We start from the raw sequence: 14,090 nt of genomic DNA, 5'->3' as shown, positions 1-14,090 counted from the left end.
ACTAAAGTATACCAAGTCAAATAATAAACTTATTTCTAATGAACCGCCGTGTACCGAACGGTACGCACGGTGGTGTGAGAGGACGCTAAATAAAATAATTATTTAGCTCCTACTCGATAGCGTATCATTTTATCTTGATACAGCCCATTTATATTAACTTATGCTATTTTAATTACCTGACCTACATATATGAGATTAGGATTACTGATTCCATTAATATTAGCTAAATGTTGATATGTGGTGCCATACATAGCAGCGATACCACTTAAAGTATCACCAGATTTAACAGTATATGTTGTAGTATTAGTTGAAGATCCATTGATTTTGATAACTTGACCTGGATAGATTAAGTTAGGATTTGATATACCGTTGATTTGTGCTAAATGCTGATATGTGGTGCTGTAGGCTGCAGCTATGTCACTTAATGTATCTCCTGATTTCACTATGTATGTATCTCCATTACAAGGTTGTGATATAGGTCCACTGGTATTTGAATCATATCGAGTTAAGTTATTTTGCTCTATAAGAGTAATAAGCAGCTGCGGATAATTAGGATCAGTAGCATAACCACAATTCTTTAATGCATAACAAGCATCCTTATAATTAGTTGCTTCTCTAACAGCTTTATACCTTTCTGTAAGTAATAATTTAGTATGATCTTTTATTGAATCATTAAAGCTATTATATGCTCTAAATCTAGCTGATACAGTTTGCCTCATACCGTTGTAGTATTCTGTAGTATCCATTGTAGTATAGGCACCAGCCCAGTCATCAAAGGCCTTTATACCAAATAGGTTCTTGGCTTTTACTGATAAAGTAGAACTTCCCCATCCACTTTCAAGGATAGCCTGAGCTATCGTTACTGATGCCAATATTCCATGATTTCTATGACCATCAATAGCTCCATCTTTAACTAGATTAATAAAACTTTGCTTTTCCATAAAAACTCCTCCTCAAAATCTAAAATTTCAGTTATAATATATACATCAAATCCTTTATTTACCAATAATAAAACATACATTTTGCATATTTATTACTAATAACAATTATGAGGTGATAATATGCTATCTTATAAAGAAATTGAAAACTTAGTTGGAGATTCTAAGAACGGAAATAAGCTATCAACAATGGAACTTGTGAAGCACTTTGAGCCATTTATTTTTAATGCTGTAAAAAACGTTAACATAAATGGTTTTGATACTAATGATTTAATACAAGTAGGTTATTCTGCCCTTATAGTTGCCATAAATAAGTATAATGTAAACTCAAATACATTTTGTTCTTATGCATATAGAGCAATTAAGAATGCTATTAACTATACAATAAGGTCCAACGTAAAGCATAATAACCTTTCTTTAAACAATACCATAGATGAAGAAGAAACTATGTCTATCCTAGATAACATCCAAGATGAAGCTACTTTAGAAGATACATATTTCATAAAAGCTAATAATAAAGAACTAAAGAAAGCTTTAAGCACCTTATCATGTGAAGATAAAGAACTTATTAAAGAAATTTACTTTAATAAAGTATCTGTAAGAAAGTATGCAGAAAAACATAAGATATCATACCAAAAGGTTTTAAGAAGGAAGAATAAGATCCTTATTGAGCTTAGGGATAAGTTTCAGGTAGAGATATGAAAGGAGTTTTTATGGAAAGTGAAATCGGAAAGCTTTTAGATGTTGTAGGGAAAATTTTAAGTATATTAATATCAATCTGTAGCGTAGTAGTACTGTTTTCGAGACTTGGAGATATATACGTGTTTAATACTGAGTATAGAATTACACTGTTATCATTAATTCTTGCAGTAATAACATTTATAATAGGTATTCTTGTTTATTTATTAATGACAGGATTCGGAAGACTAATAGATAATAGTTATAAACAGGTGGAACTTAGTAGAAAGATTAATGCTAAGTTAGAAGCAATTATATTTAATAATTATAGAGAAGATAATAATGATGATGAAGAATAATAAAAAAGGTTATTGAAGATTTAACTCTGCAATAACCTTTTTTAGTCTCACTGTAAAAATAATAACCACCTACATGTCATTAAATCATATTTTAAATTATAACTACTTTCTATGCCATCAATAATGCTACTACAGGTAAACTTCCACATGGGGTTATCGGCTAGTCTCTCAAAGTCTCGTCTTAAAATCTTATTAATTTTAATAACTTTAGAATCATCATCTTCTTCAACTTTAAATTTAACTGGATTAATCTTTCCCTTATTATCAAACCAAGCTACCATTTCTACCGTTTTAGCTATTGCTTTCATTATATTAACTCCCCTTATTATATTAATATTACAATGGTTTTACTTACATAATACACGAATATTAGTTCGCATGCAAATATCGATTTTAAATAAAATAATTAAAAAAGGATAGCAATTTTTAAGAACTACTACCCTGAGTTCTGATTAATACAAAGAGTTTATGAAAAAACGTTAAGTAGTATTTACTTTATGTTATAAATATAAGCTTTTAAGGTGACTATCTCCTATTCAAAGGATTCCCATCAATAGCTCTCCTTACATCTTCATCATTAATATGAGTATAAATAGACACTGTATTTAGACTTTCATGATCTAATATTCTTTGTAGCGTTCTTACATCAGTGCCGTTTTTTAATAATAATGTAGCCATGGTATGACGTAATTTATGTGGAGTACAATCACCATTAATATTGGCCATACTACAGTATTTTTTAATACTTAGTTGAACTGTTCTTGCACTTAACTGTGTTCCCCTAGTACTTATAAATAAGTAATCATCTAGATTACTACTCCACTTTTTATTTCTAACTTCAAGATACTGATCTATTGAAGCCTTAGATACTTTATTAAGGAAAACTATTCTCTCTTTATTTCCTTTACCTAGTATCTTTATAGAATCATTATGAATATCTTTAAACTTAATATTAAGAAGTTCTGATATTCTAAGTCCTAAATTAAGGAGCAATGTATATATACAGTAGTCTCTTTCTCTATTTACAGTATGGGAATAATCAATGATGTTAAGTAAATTGCTAGCTTCATATTCACTTAAATAAACAGGCATGGTTTTAGTTTTCTTAGGTGTTTTTAAATCTTCTGTGATATTTGTATCTATTGTTCCTATGTTAAATAGATACTTATAAAATACTCTTATAGATGTTATCTTCCTAGACCTTGTAGTATTCTTATTACCTTTTGTAATATCTAGATATTTAATAAAGTTATGAATCTCTTCTATAGTAATACTACTTATAAATTCCTTATCAATATCAGCTATAGTAATATATTCCATAGCTACATTACTTAACGATGATATCTTTCCTTTTTTCATATATCTTAAAAATAAAATTAAATCACTACAATACCCATTAACAGTTCCAGATGATCTTCCTTGTACTGATAATAAGTAATGTAGGAACTCTTCTAAAATAGAAGGAAGTTTTATAGTTTCTTTCATTGGTTCACCTTCTTGCATACTATATTTTATATAAAAGTTATAATTTGGATTATAATATTAAAATAAAATCTTACGTGACGTAAGTTTTAAAAAATGTAGATAAAATTATATGAATTAATTATAGTACACTAAATCATAAATTAATACTAGAACATAATCTTTTTATTTCTAAAATGATTATTAAAATTAAATTTCTTGGAGTGCACATAGAATTTAATGGCAAAGAAAAAAAGCACCCATCCAACCCAAAATAGTGCTTTTTTCTCTTAAATTCAAATAAATTTTATCCAATAGCCCTAGATATACTATGCGTACTTTTGTTTTATTTCAGACATGAGCTTTGGTAATTCACGTGTCAATGTCATCATATGTTTTAATTTGCTACCTGATGATTTATCTGTTGCTTTATCATAATCCACATTATTTATTAATTCATCTATATAAGGTATTACAGTAGCTTGTACTACAGAAAAGGCACTTATAGACTTAAAAAGCCAATCTCTATCAATTCCCCATCTGTCAGCTAAGATATTAATCTCAATTTTTAGTTTATCTTCTTTCCAAATGTCAAAAGCTTTATCAAAGTTTATGGCAGAAGATAACTTTCCAGGTACTAACATAATATCTACAAACTCCTTTAGCAGGCGTGCTTTATTATCTTCACCCATATTACTCAGTTCTTGAATTTGTTCATAGATTATACGAAGAGTTTCTCCATCGACTGTTTGAACATCACCAACCGTACTTACTTTAGAACCAATTAAATCAAGGATATGAGCTGCATCAATCACTTGTGTTCCTGCTAATTTTGTTTTACCAACCAGTGGTTTCACAATATATTCCCCAGGATCTACTGGACCTTCTTTTCTTGTTAGATTTTTATATGCACCTACATATTTAAACCAAGTGTGTTCATCTATACCAAATGTGTCGTTATCCCATTTATATTCATAGTATTGTTCTACTAAGTTTAATTGCATTGCTGCATTTTTAAAAGCATCAACAAATCTTTCTTTATCTTCGTTATCGTTTTGTAATAGTTGCCAGTCAGATGGATCACCCAGTGATTGAACCATTTCTATAACATTTATTTTAAATTTTTCAACTGCTACAATATAGGTATCAACGATTGCTTTGCTACTTGTCCCTCCACTGCCATATAACTTCAATGCAGTTTCTACGGTTTCTTTTGTCATCCTTGGATATTGGAAGTTTACAATTGTTCCAAACTCTTTATTCTTTCCAAATACACGATTTGTTCTAGAGTATGCTTGAATTAAACCTTGTAATTCTAAAGGACGATCAACATATAATGTATTCAATCTTTTAGAATCATATCCTGTAAGCAATTGATCTGCTACAATTATAAGATCTATATTCTTTTTATTACGTCCGCTACCACCACGAGTTGCACGTTCCACTACATCTTCAAAATATGAGTTTTCACCATGTTTTTTGTCTCCTGCTATAAATTCAATACCTGTGAATTCAGAGTAGTCCTTAAACATTCCCTCAATAACTTCTGGAGAAATATTATCTGGATCATTTTCGTTACCAAAACTAAATGTCATAGCTATATTTAGTGTTTCTTTACGCTCATTTAATTGGTTCTTAAATTCATTATAAAATGCTATTACCCTTTTTTTCAGTGCAACAGTTAAAATAGCATTAAATTCTCTTCCTTGGGATTGTGTTTCCCAGTTGTTTAATATTTCTTCAACAACTCTTGGAATATGAGTTTCATCTTGATAAGTTAAAATAGATCTTTTGCTGGCTTGCCTTTCAACCTCAGTCTCAGACCATTCTTGTACCATACGTTGAATATCTCTATCACTAAGTTCAGGAGTCTCTAATTTTATCTTTTCTATTAATTGTTCTCTTAAGTCATCATAACTTTTAAATTCGCCTGTATTAATATAATCAACATAAAACCCTAATACATTTCCATCTGAAATTGCCTCGTCAATAGTATATTGATGAAGTTTAGGTCCAAATAACTTTTCTGTAGTATTAATAACCTCACTCTTCTCATTTATTTTTCCCTTGATATTATTTTCATCAAATAAAGGTGTTCCTGTAAAACCATAGAAAAGACCATTTTTTCTAAAATAATTTTTTATACTACCCATCATTTGTCCCATTGTTGTACGGTGAGCTTCATCTACAATAAAAACAATTTTTTTATCAGCTAATGTATAGTCTTGTGATTCTTCTAATTCTTTTACAAGCACATTAAGCTTAAATGTTGTTGTAACTATAATTCCTGATTTCTTCAATTTAAGCTGTTTCTTTAGTTCATAGGTATGTTTGGTATCATCAACAGATATAGGTTCATAAGCTGCATAAGCTTTAAATTTATCGCTAGTTGTTCTATCTAATTCTCGTCGATCAACTAAAAAAACTACCTTATCAAATCCCGCACGTGTTGATAAAAATAACGCCGTCTTAAAACTAGTAATTGTTTTCCCAGAACCAGTAGTATGCCAAACGAATCCTCCGTGTGGTATTTTTTCTTCATTGTCCCATCCAAAAGCAGCACCTTCTACTGCTTGTAATGCATAGACCTGATAAGGACGCATTAACATATGTTTTCTATTTTCCTCTTCTTTTGCCTCATCAATTACTAAATAATCTCCAACCATCTGATGTGCCATAGGAATCATTAAAAAATATTCTATAACTTTTCTCCAATCATTTATGGGCTTATTCTTATTATCTGACCAATGAAAAGAAAAAGCAGGATTAAAATCATTAACAGATTTAGGGGTTGCAAAATAACGTGTTTCTATTTCCGTAGTTATAACCATCATCTGTGAAAATGCCATAAAGTTATTGCAATATTCACCATCCCTATAGTACCTAATAAACTGACCATATGCTTCATCTAAAGACTTATCAGTACGTTTTTGCTCAATGTTTATCAATGGTAATCCATTAATTAATAAAACAATATCAAATCTATTATTATTAGGAGTTACTACTTCTCTTGCAATACGGTAACTTGAGTCACCACCTCTAACTTCTGCTTTTTTAAATATAGTTAGGGTAATCTGCTTTCTTGTTATGTTAGGGTTATCATCACGATAAATACCATCAATCTTTCCTTTAGATTCTTCAATAGATAAAATTTTAGCAGCTTCATAACTATTGTTAATTTGATTTACCTTAGCCATTACCTGTTTAAACTCATTATCAGTTAACTCTACCCCTTCAAGTTGATCTGCATTTATGCGATTAAGCTCACTTCGCCAATGATTAATTAAATCAGATACAGTTACCTTTTGCTTATTCCCATTTAGGAAATCTGGAGATTTCCATTTATATTTCTCTAATTCTTTTACAAAGTTCTCCTGAAAAGCTTTTTCAGAAGCATTTTTAGGTGCATTACTCATAAATTCTCCCCCCTTTTATACAAACATTTCATTTAAGTATGCTTTCTTTATATTTTGAAGTTTTTCAAGTTTACGCTGATGAAGGGTGATAAGGTTATCGAGCTGCTTGAAATAAACTCCAATTTTCTGCTGTTCCTCATAAGTAGGCAGTAGTAAATCAAAGTCCGATAGTGCCTCTTTAGTAATGGTTTTTATTGTTCCGCCCGGAGCTTTTCGAGCTTCTTCGATAAATTTTTGCTTAATAACATAAGACCAAAACAGGGTATCTATTTCTGTTTTGTATTTCTCAAAAATCAAGACAGTTCTATCTATAAAAGCTCCATATTGCGTGATTGCAACACGTCCGATACTTCCTTGTAATGTAACCAGAACAGAATTCTCTTCAGCAAACACGCTCATCGGCTGTGCTAATTTGCTGATTTTTTGTTTTGTGTCATCTACTAAATTCATTGCGTCTGTTACATCAGCAACTTGAACGAATGGTTTTGCATCTTCGCCATCATACCATTCGCTTTTTCCATATGGCTGAGGAAAAGAACCACGCCTATATGAAGCCACTTCTCCGAGCTTGCGCTGTTCCCAATCATCAGTAAATCCTGCAAATCTTAGTTTGGGTTTACTCTCGCCTTCAGCAGGAAACATATCTGTAAGATATGCCTTTTTTAATGCTTTCAGCTTATCTAACTTACGCTGATGAAGGGTGATAAGATTGTCAAGTTTGGTGAAATATTCACCTATTTTAGTTTGTTCTGCACCACTTGGAAACATAAAGTGCATATTTTGGAACATGCCATTTGTAATTTGATTAATAGTTGCACCAAGATTCTCCTCTATCTCTTTATAAAAGGATGATGTACTTAATAGTGCATTTGTGAAGTCAGAATTTGTAGAACGCATACCTGTCATAAATGCCCCAATAACAGTATTTTTCATCTCACTTTTGATTTGACCGTGTTTTCCAATCAAAGAACGAGATCCATTTCTAACAACAATAATAATATCTCCTTTATTTACATTGTTTGAATTAACAACTTCTGAATTAACATACACATTATCAGCATCTACTACTTCACCATTCTTTACATTTGAAGATCGAAGAACCAACGTGCCTCCTTCTTTGACTACATCATTTGGCGAATAAGTTAATCCACTATATAATTCAACTTCCTCAGTTAACTTACGCTGTTCCCAAGCATCAGCATTTTGAAACTCTTTAAATCGTCTTTTAGGAACCTTTTTCTCATTTACGCTCATTATTTCACCACCAATTCATTGTTAAGTGCTTGAAATTCATCCATCAAGCTATTTATTTCTGTATCTATATCTGATAGTGTATCTGCGTAACGATCCTGTAACATTTGTAGAATATTTAATTCTGCTTTCAATGGAATTTCTACTAAAGATACCATTTTATCAGCAGTACTTCCAAACCATTTTTTATACATTAACTTATCTATTTCCTCATCTGTTAATACTAAAATACGTTCTGCTACTGCATCCTTAAGATCTTTTTCTTCAGATTTAATTGCTTTAGCAAGAGAAGATTTTTTGCTTATTAATGTTTCAACCTTTTTTAAAAGCTTATATTCATTAGAATCCTTATGCGCTTTCTTCAATTCTGCCTTTAATAACTTATTGTCAAAAGAATCACCAGGTTCATCATCTTCATTCTTTTTTAAAGCATTATATAAAGCATTATTTTCTTCAGTATCTTCAGCTTTTGCAGCTTCTACCAAATCAGCTAATTCTGTCTCTATTTCTTGAATGGAACCTTTTTTCATTTCAATTAATTCTAATTCTTTATGATAAAGCTCATTGGCAATCAAATCATTAGGAATAATAGTTCCAACCCAACCATCTTGTTCTTCTCTTTTATTTTTTCCTGAGCCTTTTGTTATCATGTTAGGTTCACGGGTACGAGCAATCTTATAGAATCCCTCATTGGCAATAAGCTCCGTATCGTGTGTTAATGATTCTCTCCATATTTCTGCAATAATTTGATATCCATCATATACATCAATATACTTATAGTCTGATAAGATTTTCTTTATGCAAACAAGCATTTCTTCCATAAGATTCACAAGATTAGTTGAATCATCAACATTTCTCAAAACATCCCAATATTTATTTATATAATCCTTTGTTTTTGTCCTAAGTTCCTCAGAGATACTAGTAATTCTAATATCAGTTAGAATTTCACTTGTTATTTCACATACTGGTTTTATAAGATCTACATATCCAGGACGAATTGTCTTCATATAACTCTTCAAAACATCTGGAACAAGAGATTGCAACACTTTTAAATCATCAATATTTCTTTGTGGGATTCCACCCAATAAATGAGCATCTACATCATGTGGAATTTCGGTATCAATAGCTTCAACATAACGAGGAATATTCATATTATATTCATTGGCTATTATATCTTTACGTGTAGCTAGATGGCTATATCCTGGTATCACAGACTTCTCCATATAAACATCTACAATTTTAGCAATATCTTTTTCCTGAAGTACATTTTGTTTACCTACTTTAATAAAGTTATTTGATGCATCAATTATAAGTACTGGATCATTAAGGTTACGATTTTTTTTCAATACTATAATTACAACTGGTATTCCTGTGTTAGTAAAGAGATTGCTAGGTAAACCAATAATTGTATCGATGTAATTTTTATCAAGTAACCTTTTACGGATTTCCCCTTCAGAAGATCCTCTAAATAAAACTCCATGAGGTAATACAATGGCCATAGTACCATTAGTTCCTAAATGATATAATCCATGAAGTAAAAATGCAAAATCTCCTTTTGAATCTGGTGGTAATGCACCTGCTAACTGAAAACGTGGATCACTTACCTTTAATCCAGATTTATTCCAATTTTTCGCTGAGTAAGGTGGGTTCATAACAACGGCATCAAATTGAACTGCCTCATTAGGATTTTCAGGATCTTCTGGCCAATCACTTGCAAGAGTATCCCCATTTTTTATTACCATCTTTTCAGGACGCACTCCATGAAGAAGAAGATTCATACGTGTTAAATTATAAGTTGCCGTATTTTTTTCTTGGCCATAGTATGTTAAATCCCTTTGAAGATCTTTATCTAAGTGCTTTTTTACAGTTAAAAGCAATGAACCAGATCCAACTGTTGGATCATATATTGATTGAATTTTTGATGATTTTGCAACTATCTGAGCCATAACTTCACTAACTTGATGTGGTGTATAGAATTCACCAGCCTTTTTTCCTGATTCCATGGCAAATTGCCCAATTAGATATTCATAAGCATCTCCAAGAACATCACCTTTTTGTAGCGCTACCATGTTAAGATCAGCAAATAGTAGTATCAATGCTTTAATATTTTTGCTTCTTTCATTTAAATTGCTGCCTAATGCTGTATCTGTCAAATCAAGCGTAGAACTAGAGAATAATCCCTTAAAATCACTTGCAACACCTGATATAGATATTGTTCTTTCAAAACTATTAAGACTATCTGTAACTTTTTGAACTTCAAAATTACCTGAGTTAATATCATTAATCCAAGTTTGATAAAGATATTCAGGTGCAACATAATATCCTAAAACTCGTTGAATCATTTCTTCAACTTCTTCTCCCAATTTAGCCTTTGCATTAGTATACTCTTCTACTAATTTATTTTCTGCTAATTGACCTACCACAGCAGTTATTTTAAAAGTTTCCAGTGTTTTATCACTTAGAAATTTATAGAACATTAAACCAAGCATATAGTCCTTATAACGGCTTGCATCCATGGAGCCTCTTAATTCATTTGCTCCATCCCATAATCTTCTTTTTATTTCTTCTGATGTAATCATTATTCCCCCTCCAGTTATTAGATAAATATTAACTTTTATCGTCCCTACTAAATTCTAAATGTTAAATTCAACATATCACTTAATCATTTTTTATTTTTCATATATCAAGGTTGCTTTCTTTATTCTTACTTAATATTCCATTGTAGAATCTTAAGTTTTATTACAACATCTTTTGAATATCTAGTTCAATACTAGGTACTTTAAACTTTTATGATTCCTCATAAATTAGTATTATAAGAAGTTTTTAGACATAATTATATATTTTAACTTATATACATAATTATACATGTTTTTTATTGTAATGAATATATTCCATGTAAACTAAATTTTTGTTTTAAAATGTATACTTTTATGAACTAGCAAAAATATATCGAAATTTAGCACATTATTGTATACATATATACTTTACGAACGTTCGTATAAAAGTCTTTATATTTATGTCCATTTTTGCTACAATATTAGTATCAAAAATGAAATTATGAGGTATTTTAACAATGGCAACTTATGGATATCACAGAACAAGTACAACAGAGCAACATTTAGACAGGGGAATTAAGGAAATAACAGATTTTTGTAATTCTCACAATATAGATTTAGAAAAAATCTATACAGATCAGAATACTGGTAAAAATTTTAATAGGCCAAGATACACAGTATTAAGAGATGACATTTTAAGAAAAGGTGATACTTTAATCATTACTGAATTAGATAGACTAGGAAGAAATAAAAAAGATACACTAAAAGAGCTACAGTTCTTTAAAGAAAAAGAAATTAGAGTTATGATCCTGGAACTTCCTACAACACTACAAGATTTGTCTAAATTAAATAACTCTATGGCAGAAATGATTATGGAAACTATAAATAATATGCTTATTGAACTTTATGCAACAATGGCACAAGCAGAAGTAGAAAAGAAAGAAAAAAGACAAAGGGAAGGAATTGAAGCAATGAAAGCACGAGGGGAATGGGATAGATATGGTAGACCTAGAATAAAACTTCCAGAAAACTTTGATGAAGTTGTAGGGAGATGGAAAGCTGGTGAAATAACAGCAGTTAAGGCTATGGAGCTTACGGGATTGAAGAAGACTACTTTTTACAAATATACAAAATAGTCTTTAAGTATTATTTCAAGATACTTAAAATAAGAATAAATCAAGAAAAGAGGTTTTCAAAAAGATAACACATATATTTACATTTAATACAAAAATATCTTGAAAAAATAAAAAAAGTAATTATAATATAAATATACAAAAAAAAACAAAAAATTTAATTGTGGGTTATTAAATACTAGGAGGGAATTAGTATGAAAAGAACAAAGAAATATGACAAACCAATTATCAAATTTATTGCATGTTGGGGAAAATGTCATCAAGTAATAGCATAAAAAATGATTCAAAAAAATTATATTAAAGAAGTTATTCTTTAATATAATTTTTTTTTAGTAGGAGGAATGTTATGAAAAAATGTAGGTTACCGTTATATGCAGATTTTTTAATTACACCTTTTTGCAATTTAGAATGCTCTTTTTGTTCAGCTGCAGCAACAAAAAACAAATTATCCAAAATTAAAGTACTGACATTAGATGAAATAGATAATATATTTAATCAATTAGATGAATTAGAAGTTTTAAAAATAAGTCTAGAAGGTGGAGAGCCATTTTGTAGAGATGATATCATTGAAATTATGCACTTAGCTGATAAGCATGATTTCAATTATTATATAAATACAAATGGAACATTAATTGATGAAAAAAAGCAAAAGAAATTAGTAAAACAAATGTAGATAAGATATGCATAAGTATCGATGGACCTAATGCAGAAGTTCATGATAGAAGTAGAGGTGTAAAGGGAACTTTTAAGAAAGTTAATAATGCTATTAAGTATTTAAAAAAATATGGGGTAGCTATTGATGGAATTATTACTTTGTCAAAAATAAATAAAGACTATATTATAGAAACTCTAGAATATCTAAAATCATTAGAAATTTATAATGTAGCTATTATGTTGCTTGCTAGTGTAGGAAATGCTGATGATAATTATGATAATACATATTTATCATTTGATGAGTTGTGTGAAGTTATAAAAGAATTAACATTAATGAAAGTAGAAGGTAAGATGCCAGTTAGTTTAGATATAGTTTCAACTGGAGAAAGCTTATGTCCATGGGAAATTTATTTACCATTAAAACATTTAGGTATGGAAAAATATATAACTGAATGGAAATCAGAAAAATTTGATACTACATTAGAAGATGATGAATTTGGATGTACTGCTGGCAAGGATAGTTTATGTATAGATGGATATGGAAATGTATTTGGATGTAGTCTTATGGTTTCAATGCATGAATTAATAGCAGGTAATACAAAAAGAGAGAGTCTTGTTGATATATGGAATAATTCTCATATATTTAACGAAATGAGACGAAATAAACTTTGTTCTGTAGAAGGGCCTTGCAGTAACTGTAATTTATTACATTCATGTAAGTCTGGATGTAGAGCATGTGCATATGCAAGAACTAAAAAATTAAATGGTTCGGATATGAGATGTCCATTAAGTAATAGTTAAGTAGGAGGTTTTAATATGAAAGTAAAGATGAATAATTTTAAGGTACCAGTTATATTGAGAATTGATGAAGAAAGACAAGGAGTTATGTATATTGATGAAAGAGGGATGTTCAATGTAAATGAGATAGGTGTAGAAATTTTACTTGGTCTTAATGAAAATAAATCTTTAGAGAGTATATATCATGAATTAAAAGTCGAATATGATATAGAAAGTAAAATATTAAAAAACGATATTAATGAGTTTATAAAGCAATTAGTAGATTTAGAACTAATTAATGAGAAAAGGTGATTTTAATGAAAAAATTTAAATATAAAAATCAATTAAAAGAAATTAATTTGATAGCTATTCCTATTTTTAGTACATACTTATTAGAATTACTTTTTACAGTTATAGATCAAGCTATAATTGGACATACATCTGTTGAAGGATTTGCTGCTGTAGGAATTGTAGCTTCACTTATATATGGCATAACAGGTGCTTTAGGAATGATTAGTGGTGCCTTTAATATATTGTTTGCAAAAAGTATAGGCGGAAAAAACATCGAAAAACAAAAAAGATTATTTGGAACAGCTATTACATTTTCACTACTATTAGGAGTATTGATTGAAATAGTTACTTTATGTTTTGGAAAAAAGTTTTTAATACATTTCTATACTTTATCGTAAGCGTCAAAAATTAAGTACCTAGATACTAAAATCTCCAATTGATAAAATTAAGAAAATGATATTTTATCAGGAGGTTAGGTATGTATAAAAAATTAAGTAATGATGAATGGAGAGAATATATAAATCGTTATTATGCTAGTGATGAAAATTTAACTGTAAAAGATTATTGTGAAGAAAAT

Annotated in this window: 12 protein-coding genes and 1 pseudogene; 7 read left to right on the top strand and 6 right to left on the bottom strand. The window is 29.7% G+C overall.

Annotation, left to right across the window (positions count from 1 at the left end; all coding sequences use genetic code 11):
* Nucleotides 1-158: 158 nt before the first annotated feature.
* Complete coding sequence (locus KQI30_RS15240; protein ID WP_216464204.1) at nt 159-941, bottom strand: glucosaminidase domain-containing protein; 783 nt, start codon at nt 939-941, stop codon at nt 159-161.
* Between the two features lie 120 nt (nt 942-1,061).
* Here KQI30_RS15240 and KQI30_RS15235 point away from each other — a divergent pair, with 120 nt between their 5' ends.
* Nucleotides 1,062-1,640 carry a sigma-70 family RNA polymerase sigma factor gene (locus KQI30_RS15235; RefSeq protein WP_216464203.1) on the top strand — a complete coding sequence of 193 codons (579 nt, stop codon included), beginning with the start codon at nt 1,062-1,064 and terminating at the stop codon, nt 1,638-1,640.
* An 11-nt stretch (nt 1,641-1,651) separates the two neighbouring features.
* A complete protein-coding gene (locus KQI30_RS15230; protein ID WP_216464202.1) occupies nt 1,652-1,975 on the top strand; it encodes a hypothetical protein in 324 nt (107 codons plus the stop codon).
* A 47-nt stretch (nt 1,976-2,022) separates the two neighbouring features.
* On the opposite strand, the gene KQI30_RS15225 is transcribed toward KQI30_RS15230, so the two are convergent.
* The 5 genes from KQI30_RS15225 to KQI30_RS15205 form a co-directional block, all read right to left on the bottom strand.
* Nucleotides 2,023-2,283 (bottom strand): hypothetical protein, encoded by a 261-nt coding sequence (locus tag KQI30_RS15225; protein WP_216464201.1) that lies wholly within the window; start codon nt 2,281-2,283, stop codon nt 2,023-2,025.
* A 217-nt stretch (nt 2,284-2,500) separates the two neighbouring features.
* Nucleotides 2,501-3,460: a tyrosine-type recombinase/integrase gene (locus KQI30_RS15220; protein WP_216464200.1), complete on the bottom strand. Its 960-nt coding sequence runs from the start codon at nt 3,458-3,460 to the stop codon at nt 2,501-2,503.
* A 305-nt stretch (nt 3,461-3,765) separates the two neighbouring features.
* Nucleotides 3,766-6,852 (bottom strand): type I restriction endonuclease subunit R, EcoR124 family, encoded by a 3,087-nt coding sequence (locus KQI30_RS15215; protein WP_216464199.1) that lies wholly within the window; start codon nt 6,850-6,852, stop codon nt 3,766-3,768.
* Nucleotides 6,853-6,867: 15 nt separating this feature from the next.
* A complete protein-coding gene (locus KQI30_RS15210) occupies nt 6,868-8,106 on the bottom strand; it encodes a restriction endonuclease subunit S (protein WP_216464198.1) in 1,239 nt (412 codons plus the stop codon).
* Nucleotides 8,106-10,682: a type I restriction-modification system subunit M gene (locus tag KQI30_RS15205; protein ID WP_216464197.1), complete on the bottom strand. Its 2,577-nt coding sequence runs from the start codon at nt 10,680-10,682 to the stop codon at nt 8,106-8,108. Before KQI30_RS15205 ends, KQI30_RS15210 begins: the two co-directional genes overlap by 1 nt.
* 494 nt (nt 10,683-11,176) lie before the next feature.
* On the opposite strand from KQI30_RS15205, the gene KQI30_RS15200 reads away from it, so the two are divergent.
* The 5 genes and pseudogenes from KQI30_RS15200 to KQI30_RS15180 all read left to right on the top strand — a co-directional run bounded on the left by KQI30_RS15200 (nt 11,177) and on the right by KQI30_RS15180 (nt 13,911).
* Complete coding sequence (locus tag KQI30_RS15200; protein ID WP_216464196.1) at nt 11,177-11,794, top strand: recombinase family protein; 618 nt, start codon at nt 11,177-11,179, stop codon at nt 11,792-11,794.
* A 343-nt stretch (nt 11,795-12,137) separates the two neighbouring features.
* Nucleotides 12,138-12,592, top strand: a pseudogene (locus tag KQI30_RS15195) (radical SAM protein); the annotation flags it as partial.
* A gap of 12 nt (nt 12,593-12,604) precedes the next feature.
* Nucleotides 12,605-13,246, top strand: coding sequence for an SPASM domain-containing protein (locus KQI30_RS15190; RefSeq protein WP_216464194.1), 642 nt, complete (start codon nt 12,605-12,607; stop codon nt 13,244-13,246).
* 15 nt (nt 13,247-13,261) lie between these two features.
* Nucleotides 13,262-13,534, top strand: a complete 273-nt coding sequence (locus KQI30_RS15185; protein WP_216464193.1) for a PqqD family protein — start codon at nt 13,262-13,264, stop codon at nt 13,532-13,534.
* A 5-nt stretch (nt 13,535-13,539) separates the two neighbouring features.
* The gene (locus KQI30_RS15180) at nt 13,540-13,911 is read left to right on the top strand and encodes an MATE family efflux transporter (RefSeq protein ID WP_216464192.1); all 372 of its coding nucleotides are present in this window, start codon (nt 13,540-13,542) and stop codon (nt 13,909-13,911) included.
* The last annotated feature ends 179 nt before the right edge of the window (nt 13,912-14,090 follow it).

Origin of the sequence: Clostridium bornimense, assembly GCF_018917145.1 — a bacterium.
GTDB classification, from domain to species: domain Bacteria; phylum Bacillota; class Clostridia; order Clostridiales; family Clostridiaceae; genus Clostridium_AN; species Clostridium_AN bornimense_A.
The sequence above is the reverse complement of the archived record's forward strand: the minus strand, read 5'-3'. Positions and strand labels throughout refer to the sequence as shown.

Coding starts and splice junctions, on each gene's coding strand:
- KQI30_RS15200 (WP_216464196.1), top strand. CDS start 11,177: ATGGCAACTTATGGATATCACAGAACAAGTACAACAGAGCAACATTTA.
- KQI30_RS15185 (WP_216464193.1), top strand. CDS start 13,262: ATGAAAGTAAAGATGAATAATTTTAAGGTACCAGTTATATTGAGAATT.
- KQI30_RS15230 (WP_216464202.1), top strand. CDS start 1,652: ATGGAAAGTGAAATCGGAAAGCTTTTAGATGTTGTAGGGAAAATTTTA.
- KQI30_RS15240 (WP_216464204.1), bottom strand. CDS start 941: ATGGAAAAGCAAAGTTTTATTAATCTAGTTAAAGATGGAGCTATTGAT.
- KQI30_RS15225 (WP_216464201.1), bottom strand. CDS start 2,283: ATGAAAGCAATAGCTAAAACGGTAGAAATGGTAGCTTGGTTTGATAAT.
- KQI30_RS15205 (WP_216464197.1), bottom strand. CDS start 10,682: ATGATTACATCAGAAGAAATAAAAAGAAGATTATGGGATGGAGCAAAT.
- KQI30_RS15220 (WP_216464200.1), bottom strand. CDS start 3,460: ATGAAAGAAACTATAAAACTTCCTTCTATTTTAGAAGAGTTCCTACAT.
- KQI30_RS15235 (WP_216464203.1), top strand. CDS start 1,062: ATGCTATCTTATAAAGAAATTGAAAACTTAGTTGGAGATTCTAAGAAC.
- KQI30_RS15180 (WP_216464192.1), top strand. CDS start 13,540: ATGAAAAAATTTAAATATAAAAATCAATTAAAAGAAATTAATTTGATA.
- KQI30_RS15215 (WP_216464199.1), bottom strand. CDS start 6,852: ATGAGTAATGCACCTAAAAATGCTTCTGAAAAAGCTTTTCAGGAGAAC.
- KQI30_RS15210 (WP_216464198.1), bottom strand. CDS start 8,106: ATGAGCGTAAATGAGAAAAAGGTTCCTAAAAGACGATTTAAAGAGTTT.